The sequence below is a fragment of the Streptomyces sp. RKAG290 genome (assembly GCF_023701695.1).
GTDB lineage: Bacteria > Actinomycetota > Actinomycetes > Streptomycetales > Streptomycetaceae > Streptomyces.
Genome location: NZ_JAJOZC010000001.1, coordinates 1,274,803 through 1,292,891, shown reverse-complemented (window position 1 = coordinate 1,292,891; position 18,089 = coordinate 1,274,803). Strand labels below are relative to the sequence as shown.

The following is an 18,089-nucleotide window of genomic DNA, read 5'->3' as shown; positions in this document are numbered from 1 at the left end:
CGGCCGCTACACGGGGCCGGCGATCACCGCGACCGGGCTCTCCAGCGGCGTCCCCGAACCGTCGCGCCGCGGATCGGGCTCGGGCAGGGTGGCCGGAGCGCCGTTCTTCTGTGCGGCGCGGGCGGGTGTCGGGCCCGCCCAGGCGAACACCAGGACGTCCTCACCCTTCAGGAACCGCTGGCAGCGCACCCCGCCCGTCGCCCGGCCCTTGCGCGGGTACTGGTCGAACGGGGTGAACTTGGACGTCAGCACGGAGTCGTCCAGCGTGCCGTGCGAACCGGCGACCGTGAAGACCATGGCGTCCACCGCCGGATCCACCGGGGCGAACGACAGCACCTCCACGCCCTCCGCGAGCTTGACGCCCGCCATGCCACCGGCCGGACGGCCCTGCGGGCGCACCTGCGCCGCCGGGTAGCGCAGCAGCTGCGCGTCCGAGGTGATGAAGACCAGGTCCTCCTCGCCGGTACGCAGTTCCGCCGCACCGACGATCCGGTCACCGTCCCTGAGGGTGATGACCTCCAGCTCGTCCTTGTTGGCCGGGTAGTCGGGCACCACGCGCTTCACCACGCCCTGCAGGGTGCCGATCGCCAGCCCCGGCGAGCCCTCGTCGAGCGTGGTGAGGCAGATGACCTCCTCGTCCGCCTCCAGCGTGAGGAACTCGGCGACCATCGCCCCGCCCGAGAGGTTGGGCGCCGCGTGGGTGTCCGGCAGCTGTGGCAGATCGATGACCGCGAGCCGCATCAGCCGGCCCGTCGAAGTCACCACGCCGATGTCACCACGCGCCGTGGCCGGCACCGCCGACACGATCACGTCGTGCTTGACCCGCTTGGCGTCCGGGGCGAAGACGAGCGGATCGCCGTTGGCCGTGCGGGCCAGCAGACCGGTCGAGGACAGCAGCACCCGGCACGGGTCGTCCGCGACCTCCAGCGGTACCGCGGCGACCTGAGAACCGGCCGACTCCAGCAGCACCGTACGACGGTCGGTGCCGAACTTCTTGGCGACCGCCGCCAGTTCCGTGGAGACGAGCTTGCGCAGCTCCGTGTCCGACTCCAGGATCGCGGTCAGCTCGTCGATCTCGGCGTTGAGCCGGTCCCGCTCGCTCTCCAGCTCGATCCGGTCGAACCGGGTGAGCCGGCGCAGCGGGGTGTCGAGGATGTACTGCGTCTGCGTCTCGCTCAGCGAGAAGTGCTCGATGAGCCGGTCCTTCGCCTGCGCCGAGTTGTCGCTCGACCGGATGAGGCGGATGACCTCGTCGATGTCGATCAGCGCGACGAGGAGCCCCTCGACCAGGTGCAGCCGGTTGCGGCGCTTGGTGCGGCGGAACTCGCTGCGCCGGCGCACCACGTCGAATCGGTGGTCGAGATAGACCTCCAGGAGCTCCTTGAGGCCCAGCGTGAGCGGCTGTCCGTCGACCAGTGCCACGTTGTTGATGCCGAAGGACTCCTCCATCGGCGTCAGCTTGTAGAGCTGCTCCAGCACGGCCTCCGGTACGAAGCCGTTCTTGATCTCGATGACCAGGCGCAGCCCGTGCGAGCGGTCGGTGAGGTCCTTGACGTCCGCGATGCCCTGGAGCTTCTTCGCCGAGACCAGGTCCTTGATCTTGGCGATCACCTTCTCCGGGCCGACGCTGAACGGCAGTTCGGTGACGACCAGGCCCTTGCGGCGCGCCGTGACGTTCTCCACGGCGACGGTGGCACGGATCTTGAACGAGCCGCGGCCGGCCGCATAGGCGTCCTTGATGCCGGCGAGACCCACGATCCGGCCGCCGGTCGGCAGGTCGGGACCGGGGACGAACCGCATCAGGGTCTCCAGGTCCGCGCCCGGATGCTTGATCAGGTGACGGGCGGCGGCGATGACCTCGCCCAGGTTGTGCGGCGGCATGTTGGTCGCCATGCCGACGGCGATCCCGGTCGTGCCGTTGACCAGGAGGTTCGGATAGGCGGCCGGTAGGACGACCGGCTCCTGCTCCTGGCCGTCGTAGTTCGACTGGAAGGCGACGGTGTCCTCGTCGATCGACTCCGTCATCAACGACGTCGCGTCGGCCATCCGGCACTCGGTGTACCGCATGGCGGCCGGCGGGTCGTCGTTTCCGAGCGAGCCGAAGTTTCCGTGCCCGTCGACGAGGGGGAGCCGCATGGAGAACGGCTGTGCCATCCGCACCAGCGCGTCGTAGATCGACGCGTCTCCGTGCGGATGCAGCTTACCCATGACCTCGCCGACCACGCGGGCGCACTTCACATAGCCGCGCTCCGGGCGCAGGCCCATCTCGTTCATCTGGTAAACGATGCGGCGGTGCACCGGCTTCAAGCCGTCACGGGCGTCCGGCAGGGCCCGTGAGTAGATCACCGAGTACGCGTACTCAAGGAAGGAGCCCTGCATTTCGTCGACGACGTCGATGTCGAGGATCTTCTCCTCGAAGTCGTCCGGCGGCGGGGTCTTCGTGCTGCGGCGGGCCATCGCTGCTGCGACTCCTTCACGGATTCTGTTCGGGCAACCTCAGGTTCTGACGCGGACCATTGTGGACCGCCGCACTGACAACGCCGACCTCGACCCGTCCCAAACGGGGTTCTCCACCCGTCCCGAGGGGGTCGGAGCGGTCATTTCCGCTGACTTGTGCGGCACGGGAACTTCGCCAGGTGTCGGTGCGCTTGCTTACAGTGGCAGGTCTCGCAGCAAATCCAGTATCGCGATCGAAGGGACGTACATGCCCATGGGTCACACGGCCACAGCCCAGGCCGGCTCCGGCGGCTTGACAGCGACCGAGCACCGTCTGGCCAACGGCCTGCGCGTGGTGCTCTCCGAGGACCATCTGACCCCGGTCGCCGCGGTGTGCCTCTGGTACGACGTCGGCTCGCGCCACGAGGTCAAGGGGCGCACCGGTCTGGCTCACCTCTTCGAGCACCTGATGTTCCAGGGATCGGGCCAGGTCAAGGGGAACGGACACTTCGAGCTGGTCCAGGGGGCAGGCGGTTCGCTCAACGGGACGACCAGCTTCGAGCGGACCAACTACTTCGAGACGATGCCCACGCACCAGCTGGAGCTGGCCCTGTGGCTCGAAGCCGACCGGATGGGCTCACTGCTCGCCGCGCTCGACGAGGAGTCCATGGACAACCAGCGCGACGTCGTCAAGAACGAGCGCCGCCAGCGCTACGACAACGTCCCGTACGGCACCGCGTTCGAGAAGCTGACCGCCCTCGCCTACCCGGAGGGCCACCCCTACCACCACACCCCGATCGGCTCGATGGCCGACCTGGACGCCGCGACCCTCGAGGACGCCCGGACCTTCTTCCGTACGTACTACGCGCCCAACAACGCGGTGCTGTCGGTCGTCGGCGACATCGACCCCGAGCAGACGCTGGCCTGGATCGAGAAGTACTTCGGCACCATCCCTCGCACGACGGCAAGCAGCCGCCGCGCGACGGCGCGCTGCCCGAGGTCATCGGCGGCCAGCTGCGCGAGGAGGTCCGCGAGGAGGTTCCGGCGCGTGCGCTGATGGCCGCCTACCGGCTGCCGCACGACGGCACCCGTGAGTGCGACGCCGCGGATCTCGCGCTGACCGTGCTGGGCGGCGGCGAGTCCTCCCGGCTGCACAACCGCCTGGTCCGCCGCGACCGGACGGCCGTCGCGGCCGGATTCGGGCTGCTGCGGCTGGCCGGCGCGCCCTCGCTCGGCTGGCTGGACGTCAAGACGTCCGGCGGCGTCGAGGTGGCGCAGATCGAGGCCGCGGTCGACGAGGAGCTCGCCCGGTTCGCCGAGGAGGGCCCCACGCCCGAGGAAATGGAACGCGCCCAGGCCCAGTTGGAGCGCGAATGGCTGGACCGTCTCGGCACGGTCGCGGGCCGCGCCGACGAACTGTGCCGGTTCGCCGTGCTGTTCGGCGACCCGCAGCTCGCCCTGACCGCCGTGCACCGGGTGCTCGACGTCACCGCGGCTGAGGTCCGGACGGCCGCCAAGGCCCAGCTGCGGCCCGACAACCGGGCGGTGCTGGTCTACGAGCCGGTCGAACCGGCGGAACCCGCCGAAGGGGCGGACGACGGCGCTGCCGACGACACCGACGCGCACGAAGGAGCGGACAAGTGACCGACGCTGCCGCGACTGGAGTTTCGATGGACTACCACCCGCAGCCCACCCCCGGCGCGGCCAGGCCCTGGGCCTTCCCCGCGCCCGAGCGCGGCTCGCTGCCCAACGGCCTCACGGTGCTGCGCTGCCACCGCCCCGGCCAGCAGGTCGTCGCGGTCGAGATCTTCCTGGAAGCCCCGCTGGACGCCGAGCCCGAGGGCCTGGACGGCGTGGCCACGATCATGTCGCGGGCCCTGTCCGAGGGCACCGACAAGCACAGTGCCGAGGAGTTCGCCGCCGAACTCGAGCGGTGCGGCGCCACCCTGGACGCCCACGCCGACCACCCCGGCGTCCGGGTCTCCCTGGAGGTTCCGGCCTCCCGGCTGGCCAAGGCGCTCGGTCTGGTCGCCGAGGCCCTGCGGGCACCGGCCTTCGCCGACAGCGAGATCGAGCGGCTGGTGAGCAACCGGCTGGACGAGATCCCGCACGAGCAGGCGAACCCGGCCAGGCGCGCCGCCAAGCAGCTCTCGAAGGAGCTCTTCCCGGCCACGGCCCGCATGTCGCGCCCGCGCCTGGGCACCGAGGAGACCGTGGAGCGGATCGACTCCGCGGCCGTGCGCGCCTTCTACGACGCCCACGTCCGGCCGGCCACCGCGACCGCCGTGGTCGTCGGCGACCTCACCGGCATCGACCTGGACGCGCTGCTCGCCGACACCGTCGGCGACTGGTCGGGTAACACCGCCGAGCCCCGTCCCGTCCCGCCGATCACCGCCGACGACACCGGCCGCGTGGTGATCGTGGACCGCCCCGGCGCGGTCCAGACGCAGCTGCTGATCGGCCGGATCGGCGCCGACCGGCACGACAGTGTCTGGCCGGCCCAGGTGCTCGGCACGTACTGCCTGGGCGGCACGCTCACCTCCCGGCTCGACCGGGTGCTGCGCGAGGAGAAGGGCTACACCTACGGCGTACGTGCCTTCGCCCAGGTGCTGCGCTCCTCGGCCCGGGACTCCGCCTCGGGTGCCACCGGCGCCGCGATGCTCGCCATCAGCGGCTCGGTGGACACGGAGTCCACCGGCCCCGCGCTTCAGGACCTGTGGACGGTGCTGCGGACGCTGGCCGCCGACGGCCTGACGGACGCCGAGCGCGAGACGGCCGTGCAGAACCTCGTGGGCGTCGCGCCGCTCAAGTTCGAGACCGCCGCCTCCGTCGCGAGCACCCTCGCCGACCAGGTCGAGCAGCACCTCCCGGACGACTACCAGGCGCAGCTGTACGCCCGCCTCGCGGACACCGGCACCGTCGAGGCGACGGCGGCCGTCGTCAACGCCTTCCCGGGGGACCGGCTGGTCACGGTCCTCGTCGGGGACGCCTCGCAGATCGAGGTGCCCGTCAGGGCGCTCGGCATCGGAGAGGTCTCGGTCGTCACCGGCTGACCGGCCTCTTCCCCCGATAACGGGGCAAAGGGAAGGCCCTGGCGGGCCATCTGCCGCCAGGGCCTTCCCTTTTGTCTGATTTGTGGGAGAGGTTGCCTGTCTGCCCTGTGGGATGCGCTACAAAACCGGCTGTCCGTTTGGTGCGGGGAAGTGCACCCGCTTACGGTCGGCTCCGCTGTCCGTCACTCGTATGCCGCAACCGCGACGTACCGGGCAGCCATCGCCGAGTCCCCGTCAGGCGCGAGCCCGGGGAGCCGGGGACCCACGCAGTCCCTGGGGTGAATCGGATGCCTGCCTCCGCGAGGCCGGGGATCCGTAGGAGACCTTCCTGCTCCGAACCCGTCAGCTAACCCGGTAGGCGAGAAGGAAGGAAAGGACCAGCCACTTCATGGCGTTCACCCGTGCCACCGGGAAGCACCGTGCCCCGAGCCGTCTGACGCGCTGCGGCGCGAAGGCCGTCGGCATCGCGACCCTGGCCACCACCGGCGTCATCGGCTCCCTGGCCTCTCCGGCCCTCGCCGCGGACACCGAGACCCCCTCCGCCGGTGCGACCGGCCTCTCCCAGGTCATCACCATCGAGGACACCCTCGCCGACCGGATCGCCGCGCAGGCCGACGCGCAGCAGCACCAGGCCGACGCCGCCGCGAAGGCGAAGGCCGAGGCCAAGAAGAAGGCCGCGGCCAAGAAGGCCAAGGCCGAGGCGAAGGCGGCTGCCCGGGCCAAGGCGGCCCGCGAGGCCAAGGCGCGTGCCGCCCGGTCCGCCGAGCGCACCCGGCTGAGCTCCTTCCAGCTCCCCGTCGCCGGCTCGTACGTGACCACCGGTTACAAGTCCAGCGGCTCGCTCTGGTCCTCCGGCAGCCACTCCGGCATCGACTTCCACGCAGCCTCCGGCAGCACCGTCGTCGCCGTCGGCGCCGGTACGGTCGTCGAGGCGGGCTGGGGCGGTGCGTACGGCAACAACATCGTGCTCCGGATGACGGACGGCACGTACACCCAGTACGGCCACCTCTCCTCGATCGGGGTCTCCGTCGGCCAGAGCATCGGCCAGGGGCAGCAGATCGGCCTCTCCGGCTCCACCGGCAACTCCACCGGGCCGCACCTCCACTTCGAGGCCCGGACCACGCCGTCGTACGGCTCCGACATGGACCCGGTCGCCTACCTGCGCTCCCACGGCGTCACCGTCTGACCCACGCGAAGAACCCTCGACGAAGGCCCCGGCAACCCGCCGGGGCCTTCGTCGTACCCGGCCGCCGGGTCCTCCCGGCAGAACCGCGCGGCACCCGTTGCCGAACGCCTCGGTGACCAAAAGATATTCATGAATTTACACCCGGCATCGGAAATGCGACCGCATTGCAATAGAGTCACGGGACAGGCGTCGATCGGCCGCGTTTCGCGGGGATTAAGGCGGAGGTTCGGACATGCGCATTCCGGCGCATTCGGTATGCACGGCAATCCGTGACGACATCGTCTCCGGTGTCTTCGAGCGCGGCAGCCGACTCACCGAGGAGGTGCTCGCGCGCCGCTACGGGGTCTCCCGAGTCCCGGTGCGGGAGGCGCTGCGCACTCTGGAGTCCGAGGGTTTCGTGGTCACCCGCAGGCATGCCGGAGCCTGTGTCGCCGAGCCCACCGAGCAGGAGGCCGCCGACCTCCTGGAGGTCCGGATGCTGCTGGAACCGCTCGGCGCCGCCCGCGCCGCCCAGCGCCGCACCGACGCCCACCTCAAGGTGTTGCGCGGTCTGGTCAGGCTGGGTCAGGAGCGGGCCCGCCGGGGCGAGGGCGAGGATCTGCGCTCCTTGGGCGGCTGGTTCCACGAGACGCTCGCCCAGGCCTCCGGCAGTCCCGGCCTGATCGCTCTGCTCACCCAGCTCCGGCACAAGATCGCCTGGATGTACGCGGTCGACCAGCCGGTCCGCCCGGCCGACTCCTGGCCGAGCACGGGGCCATCGTGGACGCCGTGGCGCGCGGTGACGCGGAACGGGCCAGGGCGCTGGCGGCCCAGCACGCCGAGCGGGCCGTGGCCGTGCACCGGCTGCGCCGCGCCGACCGGCCGGGTGCCGTCGCCGCACCCCGGGCCGGCCGGGTGAGGACTTCGCAACATGCCGTAAACACCCCGAGCGGCCGGCATTAACAATTACGCCGTATACAAAGAGCAGCTATTGGGTGGGGCTTTCTTTCTGCTGCCCTGAATTCCACCCGGCGGGATGCACTGCCGGGCCGGCTTCTTGCGCGCACGAAAAAGCCGCGGCTCCCGGGTCAGGGGTGCCGCGGCTCATGTGCGGGAATTCCCGCGGTCGTGACCGGCCGGGATCAGACGGTCTCCGGAAGCTCGTCGAGCCCCTCGGCGACCAGCTTGGACAGGCGGTCCAGGGCGGCGTCGGCGTTCTCGGCCTCGGATGCGAGGACGATCTCCTCGCCGCCCTGCGCGCCGAGCCCGAGCACGGCGAGCATGGAGGCGGCGTTGACCGGGTTGCCGTCGGCCTTGGCGATGGTCACGGGGACACCGGAGGCCGTGGCGGCACGGACGAAGATGGATGCGGGGCGGGCGTGCAGGCCCTCGGCCCAACCGACGTTGACGCGGCGCTCAGCCATGGTTCTGCCCTTCACGAATCAATGGTTGTCTAGACCAGTCTCTCATGCAGTGCGTGGTGCTCCGGCCGACCCGCGGCCCGTCCGCAGGGCGCGCCGTACCGTCGATCGGCAACCCCAGACTGCCCCGGTCCCGGCACCCACGCGACCGCTGACCGAGCCGTAGGCTTTGCCCATGCAGCCCTCTCCGGAGCAGAGTCCGCATCACGCCTACCCCGACCACTGGGAGGCGGACGTGGTGCTCCGCGACGGCGGCACCGCGCGGATCAGGCCGATCACCACGGACGATGCCGAGCGGCTGGTCAGCTTCTACGAGCAGGTCTCCGACGAGTCGAAGTACTACCGCTTCTTCGCCCCCTACCCGCGGCTCTCCGCCAAGGACGTCCACCGCTTCACCCATCACGACTACGTCGACCGGGTGGGACTCGCCGTCACGGTGGGCGGCGAGTTCATCGCCACCGTCCGCTACGACCGGATCAACGCCCAGGGGCGGCCCGCCTCGGCCCCGGCGGACGAGGCCGAGGTCGCCTTCCTCGTCCAGGACGCACACCAGGGCCGCGGGGTGGCCTCGGCCCTGCTCGAACACATCGCCGCCGTCGCCCGCGAGCGCGGCATCCGGCGCTTCGCCGCGGAGGTGCTGCCCGCCAACAACAAGATGATCAAGGTGTTCCGGGACGCCGGCTACACCCAGCAGCGCAGCTTCGAGGACGGCTCCGTCCACCTCACCCTGGACCTCGAACCGACCGCCGAATCGCTGGCCGTCCAGCGCGCCCGGGAGCAGCGCGCCGAGGCGCGGTCCGTGCAGCGGCTGCTCGCCCCGGGCTCCGTCGCCGTCATCGGCGCCGGCCGTAACCCCGGCGGGGTCGGCCGCACCGTGCTGCGCAACCTCCTGGGCGCGGGCTTCACCGGTCGGACCTACGCCGTGAACAGCGCCTTCGCGGCCGAACAGGCCACCATCGACGGGGTGCCCGCCCACCGCTCCCTCGGCGAGATCGGCGAACCCGTCGACCTCGCCGTCGTCGCCGTACCCGCCGACCGGGTGCCGGAGGCCGTCGCCGACTGCGGGGAACACGGCGTCCAGGGACTGGTCGTGCTCTCCGCGGGATACGCCGAGTGGGGCGCCGAGGGCCGCGAACGGCAGCGCGAACTGGTGCGCCAGGCCCGCTCGTACGGCATGCGGATCATCGGCCCGAACGCCTTCGGCATCATCAACAACTCCGAAGCGGTCCGGCTGAACGCCTCGCTCGCCCCGGAACGGCCCGCCTCCGGGCGCATCGGCCTGTTCACCCAGTCCGGCGCGATCGGCATCGCGCTGCTCTCCGGGCTCTACCGGCGCGGCGCGGGCCTCTCCACCTTCATCTCGGCCGGCAACCGCGCCGACATCTCCGGCAACGACTTCCTCCAGTACTGGTACGAGGATCCGGACACCGACGTCGCCCTGCTGTACCTCGAATCGCTCGGCAACCCCCGCAAGTTCACCCGCCTCGCCCGCCGTACCGCGGCCGTGAAACCGGTCGTCGTGGTGAAGGGGGCCAGGCACAGCGGCTCCACCCCGCCCGGCCACGCCGTCCCCATCAGCCGCATCCCGGACGCCACCGTCTCCGCCCTGATGCGCCAGGCCGGCGTGATCCGCGTCGACACGGTGACGGAGATGGTCGACGCGGGCCTGCTGCTCGCCGACCAGCCGCTCCCGGCGGGCGGACGCGTCGCGATCCTCGGCAACTCCGAGTCCCTCGGCCTGCTCACGTACGACGCCTGCCTGGCCGAGGGACTACGGCCCCGCCCGCCCCGCGACCTCACCACCGCCGCCACCCCGCAGGACTTCCGGGACGCGCTGGCCGAGGCGCTGGCCGACGAGGGCTGCGACGCGGTCGTCGTCACGGCGATCCCGTGGGTGGGCGAGAACGGCGAGGCGGAGTCGGGCGACGGCGAGGTCCTGGCCACCGCCCTGCACGCGGCAGCCGCGGCGGGGCCGGCCAAGCCGGTGGCCGTGGTCCATGTGGAGATCGGCGGCCTGGCGGAGGCGCTGGCCGCCGCCACCAGCACGGTGGCCCAGCAGCGCCCCGCCCCGGCCTCGCCCGGCGGCACGGCATCCGACGGCACGGCAGGGGGGCGCCCCGCGGGCGCCACCGCCCCAGCACCCTCGGGCCCGGCGCCGGCCGCCCCGCCGGCCACCGGCCCGGCGCCCGGCGCCGCGACTCCGGCTCCGGCGACGCCCCCAGGGGGAGTGGTGGCCGGCCCCGAGGGCACGCGCGTCATCGGCCGGATCCCCGCCTACCCGGCCGCCGAACGCGCGGTCCGGGCGCTCGCCGAAGCCGTGAAGTACGCCCAGTGGCGACGCCAGGCCGCGGTGCCCGGCAAGGTGCCCGAGTTCCTCGACGACACCATCGACGAGCCGGGGGCGGCCGCCCTGATCGAGGAACTGCTCGGCAAGGACCCCGACCCCCGCGGCCGGCCCCTGGACCACGACGAGGCCCGCTCCCTGCTGGCCCGCTACGGCATCACCGTCCGGCCGACGCTGCCCGCCCCCGACCCGGAGGCGGCCGCCGCGGCCGCGGCGCAGCTCGGCTACCCGGTGGCGCTGAAGACCACCGCACCCCATCTGCGCCACCGTGCCGACCTGGGCGGTGTCCGGCTGGACCTCGCCACCGAGTCCGCACTGCGCCACGCGTACGGCGAACTGACCAGCCTCCTCGGCAAGCCCGCCGAGCTCCGGCCCGTCGTGCAGTCCATGGCCCCGCGCGGTGTAGACACCGTCGTACGGGCCACCATCGACCCGGCCGCGGGCGCCGTCCTCTCCTTCGGCCTGGCGGGCGCGCCCTCGGAGCTGCTCGGCGACACCGCCCACCGCCTGGTGCCGGCCACCGACCGCGACGCCGCCGAACTGATCCGCTCCATCCGGGCCGCCCCGGTCCTCTTCGGCTGGCGGGGCTCGGCGCCTGTGGACACCGCGGCGCTGGAGGAACTGCTGCTGCGGGTCTCCCGGCTGGTCGACGACCACCCCGAGGTGGTCTCCATCGCCCTGGAGCCCGTCGTGGTCGCGACCCAGGGTCTGACCGTGCTCGGGGCGAGCGTCCGGCTCTCGCCGCCCCCGGCCCGTAGCGACATCGGCCCGCGCCGGCTCTCCAACTACTGACCCGCCCGCGCCCGCGCCGCCCCCGGACACCGCCCGGCACGGGGCGGGCACGACGTCCCCGGCAGCCATCAGCCCCCCGTAGGATGGTCCGTATGGCAAAGACCGGTACGACGACCCAGGGGCTGCGCGCGGCGATCGAGCGCAGCGGCTACTACCCGGCCCTCGTGGCCGAGGCGGTGGAGGCCGCCGTCGGCGGTGAGCCGGTCGCTTCGTACCTGGTTCACCAGGAGACCACCTTCGACTCCAACGAGGTGCGCCGGCACGTCACGGTCCTGGTGCTCACGGACAACCGTTTCATCGTCAGCCACACCGACGAGCAGAACGCCGACACGAGCTCCCCGACGCCGTACGCCACCACCTCCACCGAGTCGGTCAAGCTCGACCGGATCTCCTCGGTCGTGGTCAGCCGGGTCGTGGCCAACCCGGAGAAGTACGTCCCGGGCACGCTGCCCCGCGAGGTCGTCCTGACCATCGGCTGGGGCGCGGTCTCCCGGATCGACCTGGAGCCCGCCGCCTGCGGCGACGCCAACTGCGAGGCCGACCACGGCTACACCGGCAGTTCCACCGCCGACGACCTGAGCCTGCGGGTCAGCGAGGCAGGCGACGGCCCCGACACCGTGCGCCAGACCCTCGCCTTCGCCCAGGCGCTCTCCGAGGCCACGGCCGCGACCCCGGCGGCCGGCCGCTGATGGTCCAGCCGGCCTGGCAGGACCCTGTGCTGCTGCCCGTCGACACCGCACCGGTGCCCGAGTACGGCAGCGGCTCGCTCGCCGACCTGCTGCCCACGCTCGTCGCGGGGCAGGGAGTCCCCGGCTTCACGGCGTCGATTCCCGAGCTCACCCCCGCCGACCGGAACTGCGTCTTCCTGATCGACGGGCTCGGCTGGGAGCAGATCAGGGCCCATCCGGACGAGGCCCCCTTCCTGCACTCCCTGCTCCCCACCTCGCGCGGCGGCACGGGCCGCCCGATCACGGCGGGCTTCCCGGCCACCACCGCCACCTCGCTGGCCTCGGTCGGCACCGGGCGGCCCCCGGGTGAGCACGGTCTGCCCGGATACACGGTGCGCAACCCGGAGACCGGCGCGCTGATGAACCAGCTCCGCTGGCAGCCCTGGACCACCCCCAAGGTCTGGCAGCCGTACCCCACCGTCTTCAAGCTCGCCGACGCGGCCGGAGTGCGTACCGCCCAGGTCTCCGCCCCCACGTTCGAGCAGACCCCGCTCACCAAGGTCGCGCTCAGCGGCGGTTCGTTCCTCGGCCGGCTCACCGGCGAGGAGCGGATGGACGTCGCGGCCGAGCGGCTGGCCGCGGGCGACCGCTCACTCGTCTACACGTACTACAGCGAGGTCGACGGCAAGGGGCACCGCTTCGGCGTCGACTCCGACGCCTGGCGCGGACAGCTCATGTACGTGGACGGGCTGGCCAGGCGCCTGGCCGAGCAGCTCCCGCCGCGCTCGGCGCTCTACATCACCGCCGACCACGGCATGATCGACATCCCGTTCGACGAACAGTCCAGGATCGACTTCGACGAGGACTGGGAGCTGCGCGCGGGCGTCGCGCTGCTCGGCGGCGAGGGCCGCGCCCGCCACGTGTACGCCGTCCCGGGCGCCGAGGCCGATGTGCTGACCGTCTGGCGCGAGGTGCTCGGCGAGCAGTTCTGGGTGGCGAGCCGGGAGGAAGCCGTCGAGGCGGGCTGGTTCGGCCCCCGGATCGACGAACGTGTCCTCGGCAGGATCGGCGATGTGGTCGCGGCGGCCCACGACGACGTGGTGATCACCGCCTCCGTCAACGAGCCCAACGAGTCGGCGATGGTCGGCATGCACGGCTCGATGACCCCCGTCGAACAGCTGGTCCCCCTCCTCGAAGTACGCTCGTAGCCTCTGCTGCACCGCGCTCCCCGCCCGTCCCGAAAGGTGCTCGACCCCTCATGCCCGAGCTTGTGTTCTTCTCCGGAACGATGGACTGCGGAAAGAGCACACTCGCCCTACAGCGCATCTACAACCGGTCGGCAAGGGGTCTGCAGGGCGTGGTCTTCACCCGCGATGACCGGGCGGGGGAGGGGAAACTGTCGTCCCGGCTCGGTCTGGTGACGGACGCTGTCGAGGCGGCGCCGGGGATGGATCTGTACGCCTATGTCGTGGGCCGGATGTCGCAGGGTGACAGGGTCGACTACCTGATCGTGGATGAGGCGCAGTTCCTGGCGCCTGAGCAGATCGATCAGTTGGCGCGGGTCGTGGACGACCTGGGCCTCGATGTCTTCGCCTTCGGTATCACGACCGACTTCCGGACCAGGCTCTTCCCGGGCTCGCAGCGGCTGATCGAGCTGGCGGACCGGATCGAGACCCTCCAGGTCGAGGCGATGTGCTGGTGCGGGGCGCGTGCCACGCACAACGCCCGCACGGTGGGCGGCGAGATGGTCATGGAGGGTGAGCAGGTGGTCGTCGGAGACGTGAGCCGGCCCACCGCGCAAGTCGGCTACGAGGTGTTGTGCCGACGTCATCACCGCCGCCGCATGACGAGCGCCGCCGCGCATGCCGGCGCGCTCTCGCCGGACGTCCTGCCGTTCGCCTCCTCCTGAGCCCCGAACGAACCTGCGTGCCGCGCCGTCGACGCCGGCCATGGTGACTACGCGGCCCTTTACAGCTGCCGGTCCGGCGCCACATGATCCGAGACGCAGCGCCCGGACCTGTCCGTGCTGTCAGCTCCCTTGCGGCTGTCAGCCGATCGCCAGGGCGGCCGATGCGTCGATGAGGGCGAGCTGGCCCGGGCTTGCTCTCCGGCATCGGGCTTGTTCCACGAAACGGCCCAGCTCCGCGCGGACGGTGGCCGAGTCGATGCGCCGGATCACGGGCAGCGTGACCTCGACGATCTGACAGGCGTCGTCGAGGCGGCCGACACCGGCCAGGGCCGTCGCCTGCCTAACCGCGAAGCGGGTCTGGGAGTTGCTGTCCGCCGGGACGGCCGACCGGCGCCGGTGCTCTGCGGCGAACAGGTCGGCGGCCGGCTCGAAGCGACGGAGGCTGAGCATGCAGGACGCCTCGATGAGCCGAGGGTTGCCGTTCTCGATGCGCGGGCCCCAGTGAGGGGTCCGGTCGTCGGTGACCACCTCGGCGGCGTGGCTCCCGAACCGCTCCAGCGCCTCCCGGCAGGCCCCCGCATCACCTCGGCGCGCATGCCCCTGGGCCGCGCGTCGCGCGGCGTGCGCGCGGATCACCGGGTTGGCCGCCGGGTGCCCGGCCGCCTGCTCGGCCAGTCCGATCGCCGCACAGGTGTCACCGCGGTGCTGGGCGATGAACGCCTTGCGGACCAGGGCATACGCGGCCACCGTTTCGTCCCCGCCGAGTGCGCCCCAGCGGACGGCGAGATTCGTCCAGCGCAACGCCTCCGCGGGATCGGCCGCCTCTTGTGCCATCCACCCGGTGTATTCGGCGAACCGTGAGGCCAGCAGCCAGATCTCGGCCCGCTGCTCGCCGACCGCGTGCGGACCGGCGTCCGTCAGGATCCGCGTGATCGACTTCATCGAAGCGGTGACGAACCTCGGTCCGGTGGATCTGCCGATGTTCTTCAGCTCCCACAGGACCCGCTCGTATCCGGCGACCACGGGGCCGGCCTCGACGACAGCCTCGGACCGGGCGCCGCGGCGGCCGGCCCCGGCCAGCTCGACGAGTTCCCCGCCGGCGCCGAAGGCCGCGTCGCAAGCCGCCGCCACAGCGGGCGTCGGGTTGCGCAACCCGCTCTCCAGATTGCAGACCTGTCCTTCGGACACGTTCGCACGCCGGGCGAACTCGCGCACGCTCCACCCCCGACGCGCCCGGAGTGTGGCCAGGACGACGCCGAAATCGCCCGGCGGCAGACGCGTGCCGGCCGATGCCGAGACCGTTCCTGCCCCGCTGTCCGCCGGATCCATACCCGCCAGCGTACGGAGCCTTGCGGCCGCTATTCAATCCCCGGCGAATAGCCGCCGAGCGCGTAAGCCGCCCCTAGGGTGAGCACGATCCCTGACGTCAACGCTCGCCAGAGAGGGGGCAATTGTGCCGCGTATCTTCCTCAGCTTTCGCAAACCGGACTCCCGGTGGATGCGAGACCGCGTCTACCGCGCGCTGTCCGACCGCTTAGGTGCCGACGAGATCTTCAAGTCGGGCCGGTCGATACCGCCGGGGGCCGATTTCGCCGAGATCCTGCGGCGGCAGGCCGCCGAGTGCGAGCTCATGTGCGTACTGATCGGGCCGGGGTGGCTCGACGCGCGGGGCGAGGACGGTGTGCGGCTCCTGGACCGGGATCACGACTGGGTCCGCCTGGAGATCGCGACAGCCCTGCGGGCGGGAAACCGCGTCGTCCCGGTCCTTCTGGGCGACGCGACGCCGCTGCCCGAAGCCTCGGCGCTGCCGGCCGAGATCGCGGAGCTGGCGGGACTGCAGTTTCTCCGCGTTCCGGAGACCCATCTGTCGGACGGGCTGGCGCACTTGGGCGACGCGCTGACCGCTCTCCTGCCCGATACCGGTACCGGCCCCGCCGCCGAACCCGGGCACGGCACAGCGCCGGCCGGCGATCCGGAACCGTCCATGACCATGACGGCCCATGTGTCCGGCGGCGGCAGCGCCTACCAGGCGGCCCGTGATCAGACGATCAGGCTGGCGTGAGGGGCGGACGATGGATCATCCCGGAGCAGAGGGCGCTCATCGGATCGGGCCGTACGCGCTGCTCGGAAGACCGAGCAGGGTCGGCGGGAGCGAGGTCTTCGCGGCCCGCACGGACGAGGGGCTCCTCGTCACGGTCACGGTCGCAGGGCCCGTACTCGCCGCGGACCCGGGGTTCCGGGACAGGTTCCGAGCTGCCGTCGAAGCGGCACGGACACTGTCCGGTGCCTTCCTCACACCGGTGGTGGACGCCGACGCCGACGCGCCGGTTCCCTGGCTGGCGACCCGGTTCACCGCCGGACTGCCGCTCCGGCAGGTGGTGGACCGGCACGGCCCGCTGTCGGAACCGGCTCTTCGAGTGCTGGCCGACGGCCTCGGCCGGGCGCTGGCCGTACTCCACGCGGCCGGAACCGTCCACGGCGAGGTGAGCCCGGACTCGGTGCTGCTGACCATGGACGGCCCCCGCATCACCGTCCTGGCGATGGCGGCAGCCACCGGGAGTCCGGCACCCTCACCGACGGACGACATGTTCGACCTCGGGTCGACCGTGCTGTTCGCGGCTTCCGGAGGCGAGCCGGACACGGGCGCCCTCCCCGTGTCGCTGCGCGACGTGATCGGCGGCTGCCTGTACCCGCAACCGCCGGACCGGCCCACCGCGGACCAACTCGTCGCCTACCTGAAGCATCAGAACATGCCTTCCCTGGAAGGCAGTTGGCTGCCGCCGACAGTGACCGCCGACATGGCCGCCGCGACCGCGGCCGTGGGATCGGCATCCGCCGGGGGTGGCGGCCGGGGCCCGCTTCCTCCGCCGCCGGAGATCGCTGCCGGCCCGGGTGTGAGCCGCCGGAAGCTGATCATCGCTCTGGCCGGGGGCGCGGCCGTGGTCGGCGGTCACTGTCGGCGGCACTCGCCGTCTCCGGCGACTCGTCACCGGCACATGACGGCCGGGCCGGCGGACCCGGGTCCGCCGCGCCGCCGGCCTCTCCGTCAGGCGGGCGATCCTCGTCCGCCCACTCCGCGTCGCCGTCCTTGACGGGCGAACCGGAACCGACCGTGCTGGCCGGGCCCGACGCCGTCAAGGCATGGTCGGGCGTCGGAAAGCACGCCCCCACCTGCCTGGAAGCGTCCGACAAGGTGGTCATGGTGGTCACGGGCACGGCCACGTCCTTCCTGGACGCCGCGACCGGAAAACCCGTGTTCCCCCAGCTGAACACGACCAGGGACTTCGGCACGAGCAGCCTCACGCACCCGACGGCGTACGCGGACGGAGTGTTCTACCTGCTCTGCGACACACCGAGTCAGTCAGGCGTCCTGGCGGCGTTCGACGCAGCCGGCGGGAAGGCGAAGTGGGCGACCGACCTTGCCGACATCGATCCCGGCGGCGGCAAGCATGTGGCGATGTACCCGAGCAACTATGTGGCAGTCGCGGGGAACACCGTCTACGTATGCGGGCAAGTGCTTCAGTTGGACCGGAAGTTCTCGGCCGAATCACCGACCACCGGCTACATCCGTGCGTTCAACGCCTCGACCGGCAAGAGACTGTGGCAGGTCGAGGGCACGGACATCAACAACGTGCTCGTGCCGCCCTCCGGTTCTCATCTGCTGGCCACCTCGGCCGTTCCGGGTAAGAGACCCGGCCGCGTCCAGATGATCGACGCCGGCAGGAAGGGTGCCCGCGGCTGGAAGGTATCCGTCGCGCACGGCTCGTACTACTTCTCCACCGGCTGGCCGCTGACGTGCTACGCCGCCGGACTGTTCCTGTTCGCCGGCGGCAGCGGCAACACGCTGTTCGCCGTCGACGCGGCCACCGGCAGCGAGAAGTGGCATCAGCGCTTCGACGCGAAGAACGGGGACCAGGTCAAGATCGGCGCCCCGTTCTCCAGCCCGGACGGCGCGACTGTCTATGTAGGGGTCGGCAGCGACCTTGCAGCCCTGGCCACGGCCGACGGCACGCTCCAGTGGGTCGCGACGCTCGACGGGGCCAGCGATATGGGCACTTCCAACCTGTTCAACGCCGCCTCCAGGATTTCCGGCAGGAGCGCGCAGTGCTCGGCCGACACCGTCTTCGCCACCGACAGCGCCAAGACGCTGTGGGCCATCGACGCGGCCACCGGCAGGGCCCGGTGGAGATACAAGGACCCCGGGCAGCCGGACGTGGGGTTCATGTGGACGGTGGGCGGCGACCACGTGTTCATCGCCTCCCACCTGACCATGACCGCGATCGCGGCCCACGGGCGGTAGG

Annotated in this window: 12 protein-coding genes, 2 pseudogenes and 1 riboswitch; of the genes and pseudogenes, 11 read left to right on the top strand and 3 right to left on the bottom strand. The window is 71.8% G+C overall.

Translation table 11 applies throughout. The features are described 5' to 3' along the window. Positions 1-6: 6 nt before the first annotated feature. The gene (locus tag LNW71_RS05560; RefSeq protein ID WP_250967218.1) at positions 7-2,457 is read right to left on the bottom strand and encodes a DNA topoisomerase IV subunit A; all 2,451 of its coding nucleotides are present in this window, start codon (positions 2,455-2,457) and stop codon (positions 7-9) included. Positions 2,458-2,710: 253 nt separating this feature from the next. On the opposite strand from LNW71_RS05560, the pseudogene LNW71_RS05555 reads away from it, so the two are divergent. The 4 genes and pseudogenes from LNW71_RS05555 to LNW71_RS05540 all read left to right on the top strand — a co-directional run bounded on the left by LNW71_RS05555 (position 2,711) and on the right by LNW71_RS05540 (position 7,617). Next, positions 2,711-4,080 (top strand): annotated as a pseudogene (locus LNW71_RS05555) (M16 family metallopeptidase). 26 nt (positions 4,081-4,106) lie between these two features. Then, on the top strand, positions 4,107-5,489 hold the full coding sequence (locus tag LNW71_RS05550) for a pitrilysin family protein (protein ID WP_250971904.1): 1,383 nt from the start codon (positions 4,107-4,109) through the stop codon (positions 5,487-5,489). Between the two features lie 211 nt (positions 5,490-5,700). Then, positions 5,701-5,864, top strand: a riboswitch (cyclic di-AMP (ydaO/yuaA leader). Between the two features lie 13 nt (positions 5,865-5,877). Further along, entirely contained in the window at positions 5,878-6,675 is a 798-nt protein-coding gene (locus LNW71_RS05545) for a M23 family metallopeptidase (RefSeq protein ID WP_250967217.1), read from the top strand. 232 nt (positions 6,676-6,907) lie between these two features. Beyond that, positions 6,908-7,617, top strand: a pseudogene (locus LNW71_RS05540) (GntR family transcriptional regulator). Positions 7,618-7,796: 179 nt separating this feature from the next. On the opposite strand, the gene LNW71_RS05535 reads toward LNW71_RS05540, so the two are convergent. Continuing rightward, positions 7,797-8,078, bottom strand: a complete 282-nt coding sequence (locus LNW71_RS05535) for an HPr family phosphocarrier protein (protein ID WP_250967216.1) — start codon at positions 8,076-8,078, stop codon at positions 7,797-7,799. 172 nt (positions 8,079-8,250) lie between these two features. Between LNW71_RS05535 and LNW71_RS05530 the strand changes: the two genes are divergently transcribed. The 4 genes from LNW71_RS05530 to LNW71_RS05515 all read left to right on the top strand — a co-directional run bounded on the left by LNW71_RS05530 (position 8,251) and on the right by LNW71_RS05515 (position 13,788). Then, positions 8,251-11,211 (top strand): bifunctional GNAT family N-acetyltransferase/acetate--CoA ligase family protein, encoded by a 2,961-nt coding sequence (locus tag LNW71_RS05530; RefSeq protein WP_250967215.1) that lies wholly within the window; start codon positions 8,251-8,253, stop codon positions 11,209-11,211. A gap of 92 nt (positions 11,212-11,303) precedes the next feature. Further along, positions 11,304-11,900: a DUF5998 family protein gene (locus tag LNW71_RS05525; RefSeq protein ID WP_250967214.1), complete on the top strand. Its 597-nt coding sequence runs from the start codon at positions 11,304-11,306 to the stop codon at positions 11,898-11,900. Continuing rightward, the gene (locus LNW71_RS05520) at positions 11,900-13,087 is read left to right on the top strand and encodes an alkaline phosphatase family protein (protein WP_250967213.1); all 1,188 of its coding nucleotides are present in this window, start codon (positions 11,900-11,902) and stop codon (positions 13,085-13,087) included. Before LNW71_RS05525 ends, LNW71_RS05520 begins: the two co-directional genes overlap by 1 nt. A 50-nt stretch (positions 13,088-13,137) precedes the next feature. Then, positions 13,138-13,788, top strand: coding sequence for a thymidine kinase (locus tag LNW71_RS05515; protein WP_250967212.1), 651 nt, complete (start codon positions 13,138-13,140; stop codon positions 13,786-13,788). 138 nt (positions 13,789-13,926) lie between these two features. Here LNW71_RS05515 and LNW71_RS05510 read toward each other — a convergent pair whose 3' ends face one another. After that, positions 13,927-15,117 (bottom strand): helix-turn-helix transcriptional regulator, encoded by a 1,191-nt coding sequence (locus LNW71_RS05510; protein WP_250967211.1) that lies wholly within the window; start codon positions 15,115-15,117, stop codon positions 13,927-13,929. A 124-nt stretch (positions 15,118-15,241) separates the two neighbouring features. On the opposite strand from LNW71_RS05510, the gene LNW71_RS05505 reads away from it, so the two are divergent. The 3 genes from LNW71_RS05505 to LNW71_RS05495 are packed head-to-tail and all read left to right on the top strand — an operon-like array spanning position 15,242 to position 18,088. After that, positions 15,242-15,850, top strand: a complete 609-nt coding sequence (locus tag LNW71_RS05505) for a toll/interleukin-1 receptor domain-containing protein (protein ID WP_308294460.1) — start codon at positions 15,242-15,244, stop codon at positions 15,848-15,850. A 10-nt stretch (positions 15,851-15,860) separates the two neighbouring features. Then, positions 15,861-16,880: a hypothetical protein gene (locus LNW71_RS05500; RefSeq protein ID WP_250967209.1), complete on the top strand. Its 1,020-nt coding sequence runs from the start codon at positions 15,861-15,863 to the stop codon at positions 16,878-16,880. Further along, positions 16,877-18,088: a PQQ-binding-like beta-propeller repeat protein gene (locus LNW71_RS05495; RefSeq protein ID WP_250967208.1), complete on the top strand. Its 1,212-nt coding sequence runs from the start codon at positions 16,877-16,879 to the stop codon at positions 18,086-18,088. The genes LNW71_RS05500 and LNW71_RS05495 overlap by 4 nt, the downstream gene beginning before the upstream one ends. Position 18,089 lies beyond the last annotated feature (1 nt).

Excerpts from the sequence above, each read along its gene's own strand:
- LNW71_RS05560 (WP_250967218.1), bottom strand. The coding sequence starts at position 2,457 with ATGGCCCGCCGCAGCACGAAGACCCCGCCGCCGGACGACTTCGAGGAG.
- LNW71_RS05550 (WP_250971904.1), top strand. The coding sequence starts at position 4,107 with ATGGACTACCACCCGCAGCCCACCCCCGGCGCGGCCAGGCCCTGGGCC.
- LNW71_RS05545 (WP_250967217.1), top strand. The coding sequence starts at position 5,878 with ATGGCGTTCACCCGTGCCACCGGGAAGCACCGTGCCCCGAGCCGTCTG.
- LNW71_RS05535 (WP_250967216.1), bottom strand. The coding sequence starts at position 8,078 with ATGGCTGAGCGCCGCGTCAACGTCGGTTGGGCCGAGGGCCTGCACGCC.
- LNW71_RS05530 (WP_250967215.1), top strand. The coding sequence starts at position 8,251 with ATGCAGCCCTCTCCGGAGCAGAGTCCGCATCACGCCTACCCCGACCAC.
- LNW71_RS05525 (WP_250967214.1), top strand. The coding sequence starts at position 11,304 with ATGGCAAAGACCGGTACGACGACCCAGGGGCTGCGCGCGGCGATCGAG.
- LNW71_RS05520 (WP_250967213.1), top strand. The coding sequence starts at position 11,900 with ATGGTCCAGCCGGCCTGGCAGGACCCTGTGCTGCTGCCCGTCGACACC.
- LNW71_RS05515 (WP_250967212.1), top strand. The coding sequence starts at position 13,138 with ATGCCCGAGCTTGTGTTCTTCTCCGGAACGATGGACTGCGGAAAGAGC.
- LNW71_RS05510 (WP_250967211.1), bottom strand. The coding sequence starts at position 15,117 with ATGGATCCGGCGGACAGCGGGGCAGGAACGGTCTCGGCATCGGCCGGC.
- LNW71_RS05500 (WP_250967209.1), top strand. The coding sequence starts at position 15,861 with ATGGATCATCCCGGAGCAGAGGGCGCTCATCGGATCGGGCCGTACGCG.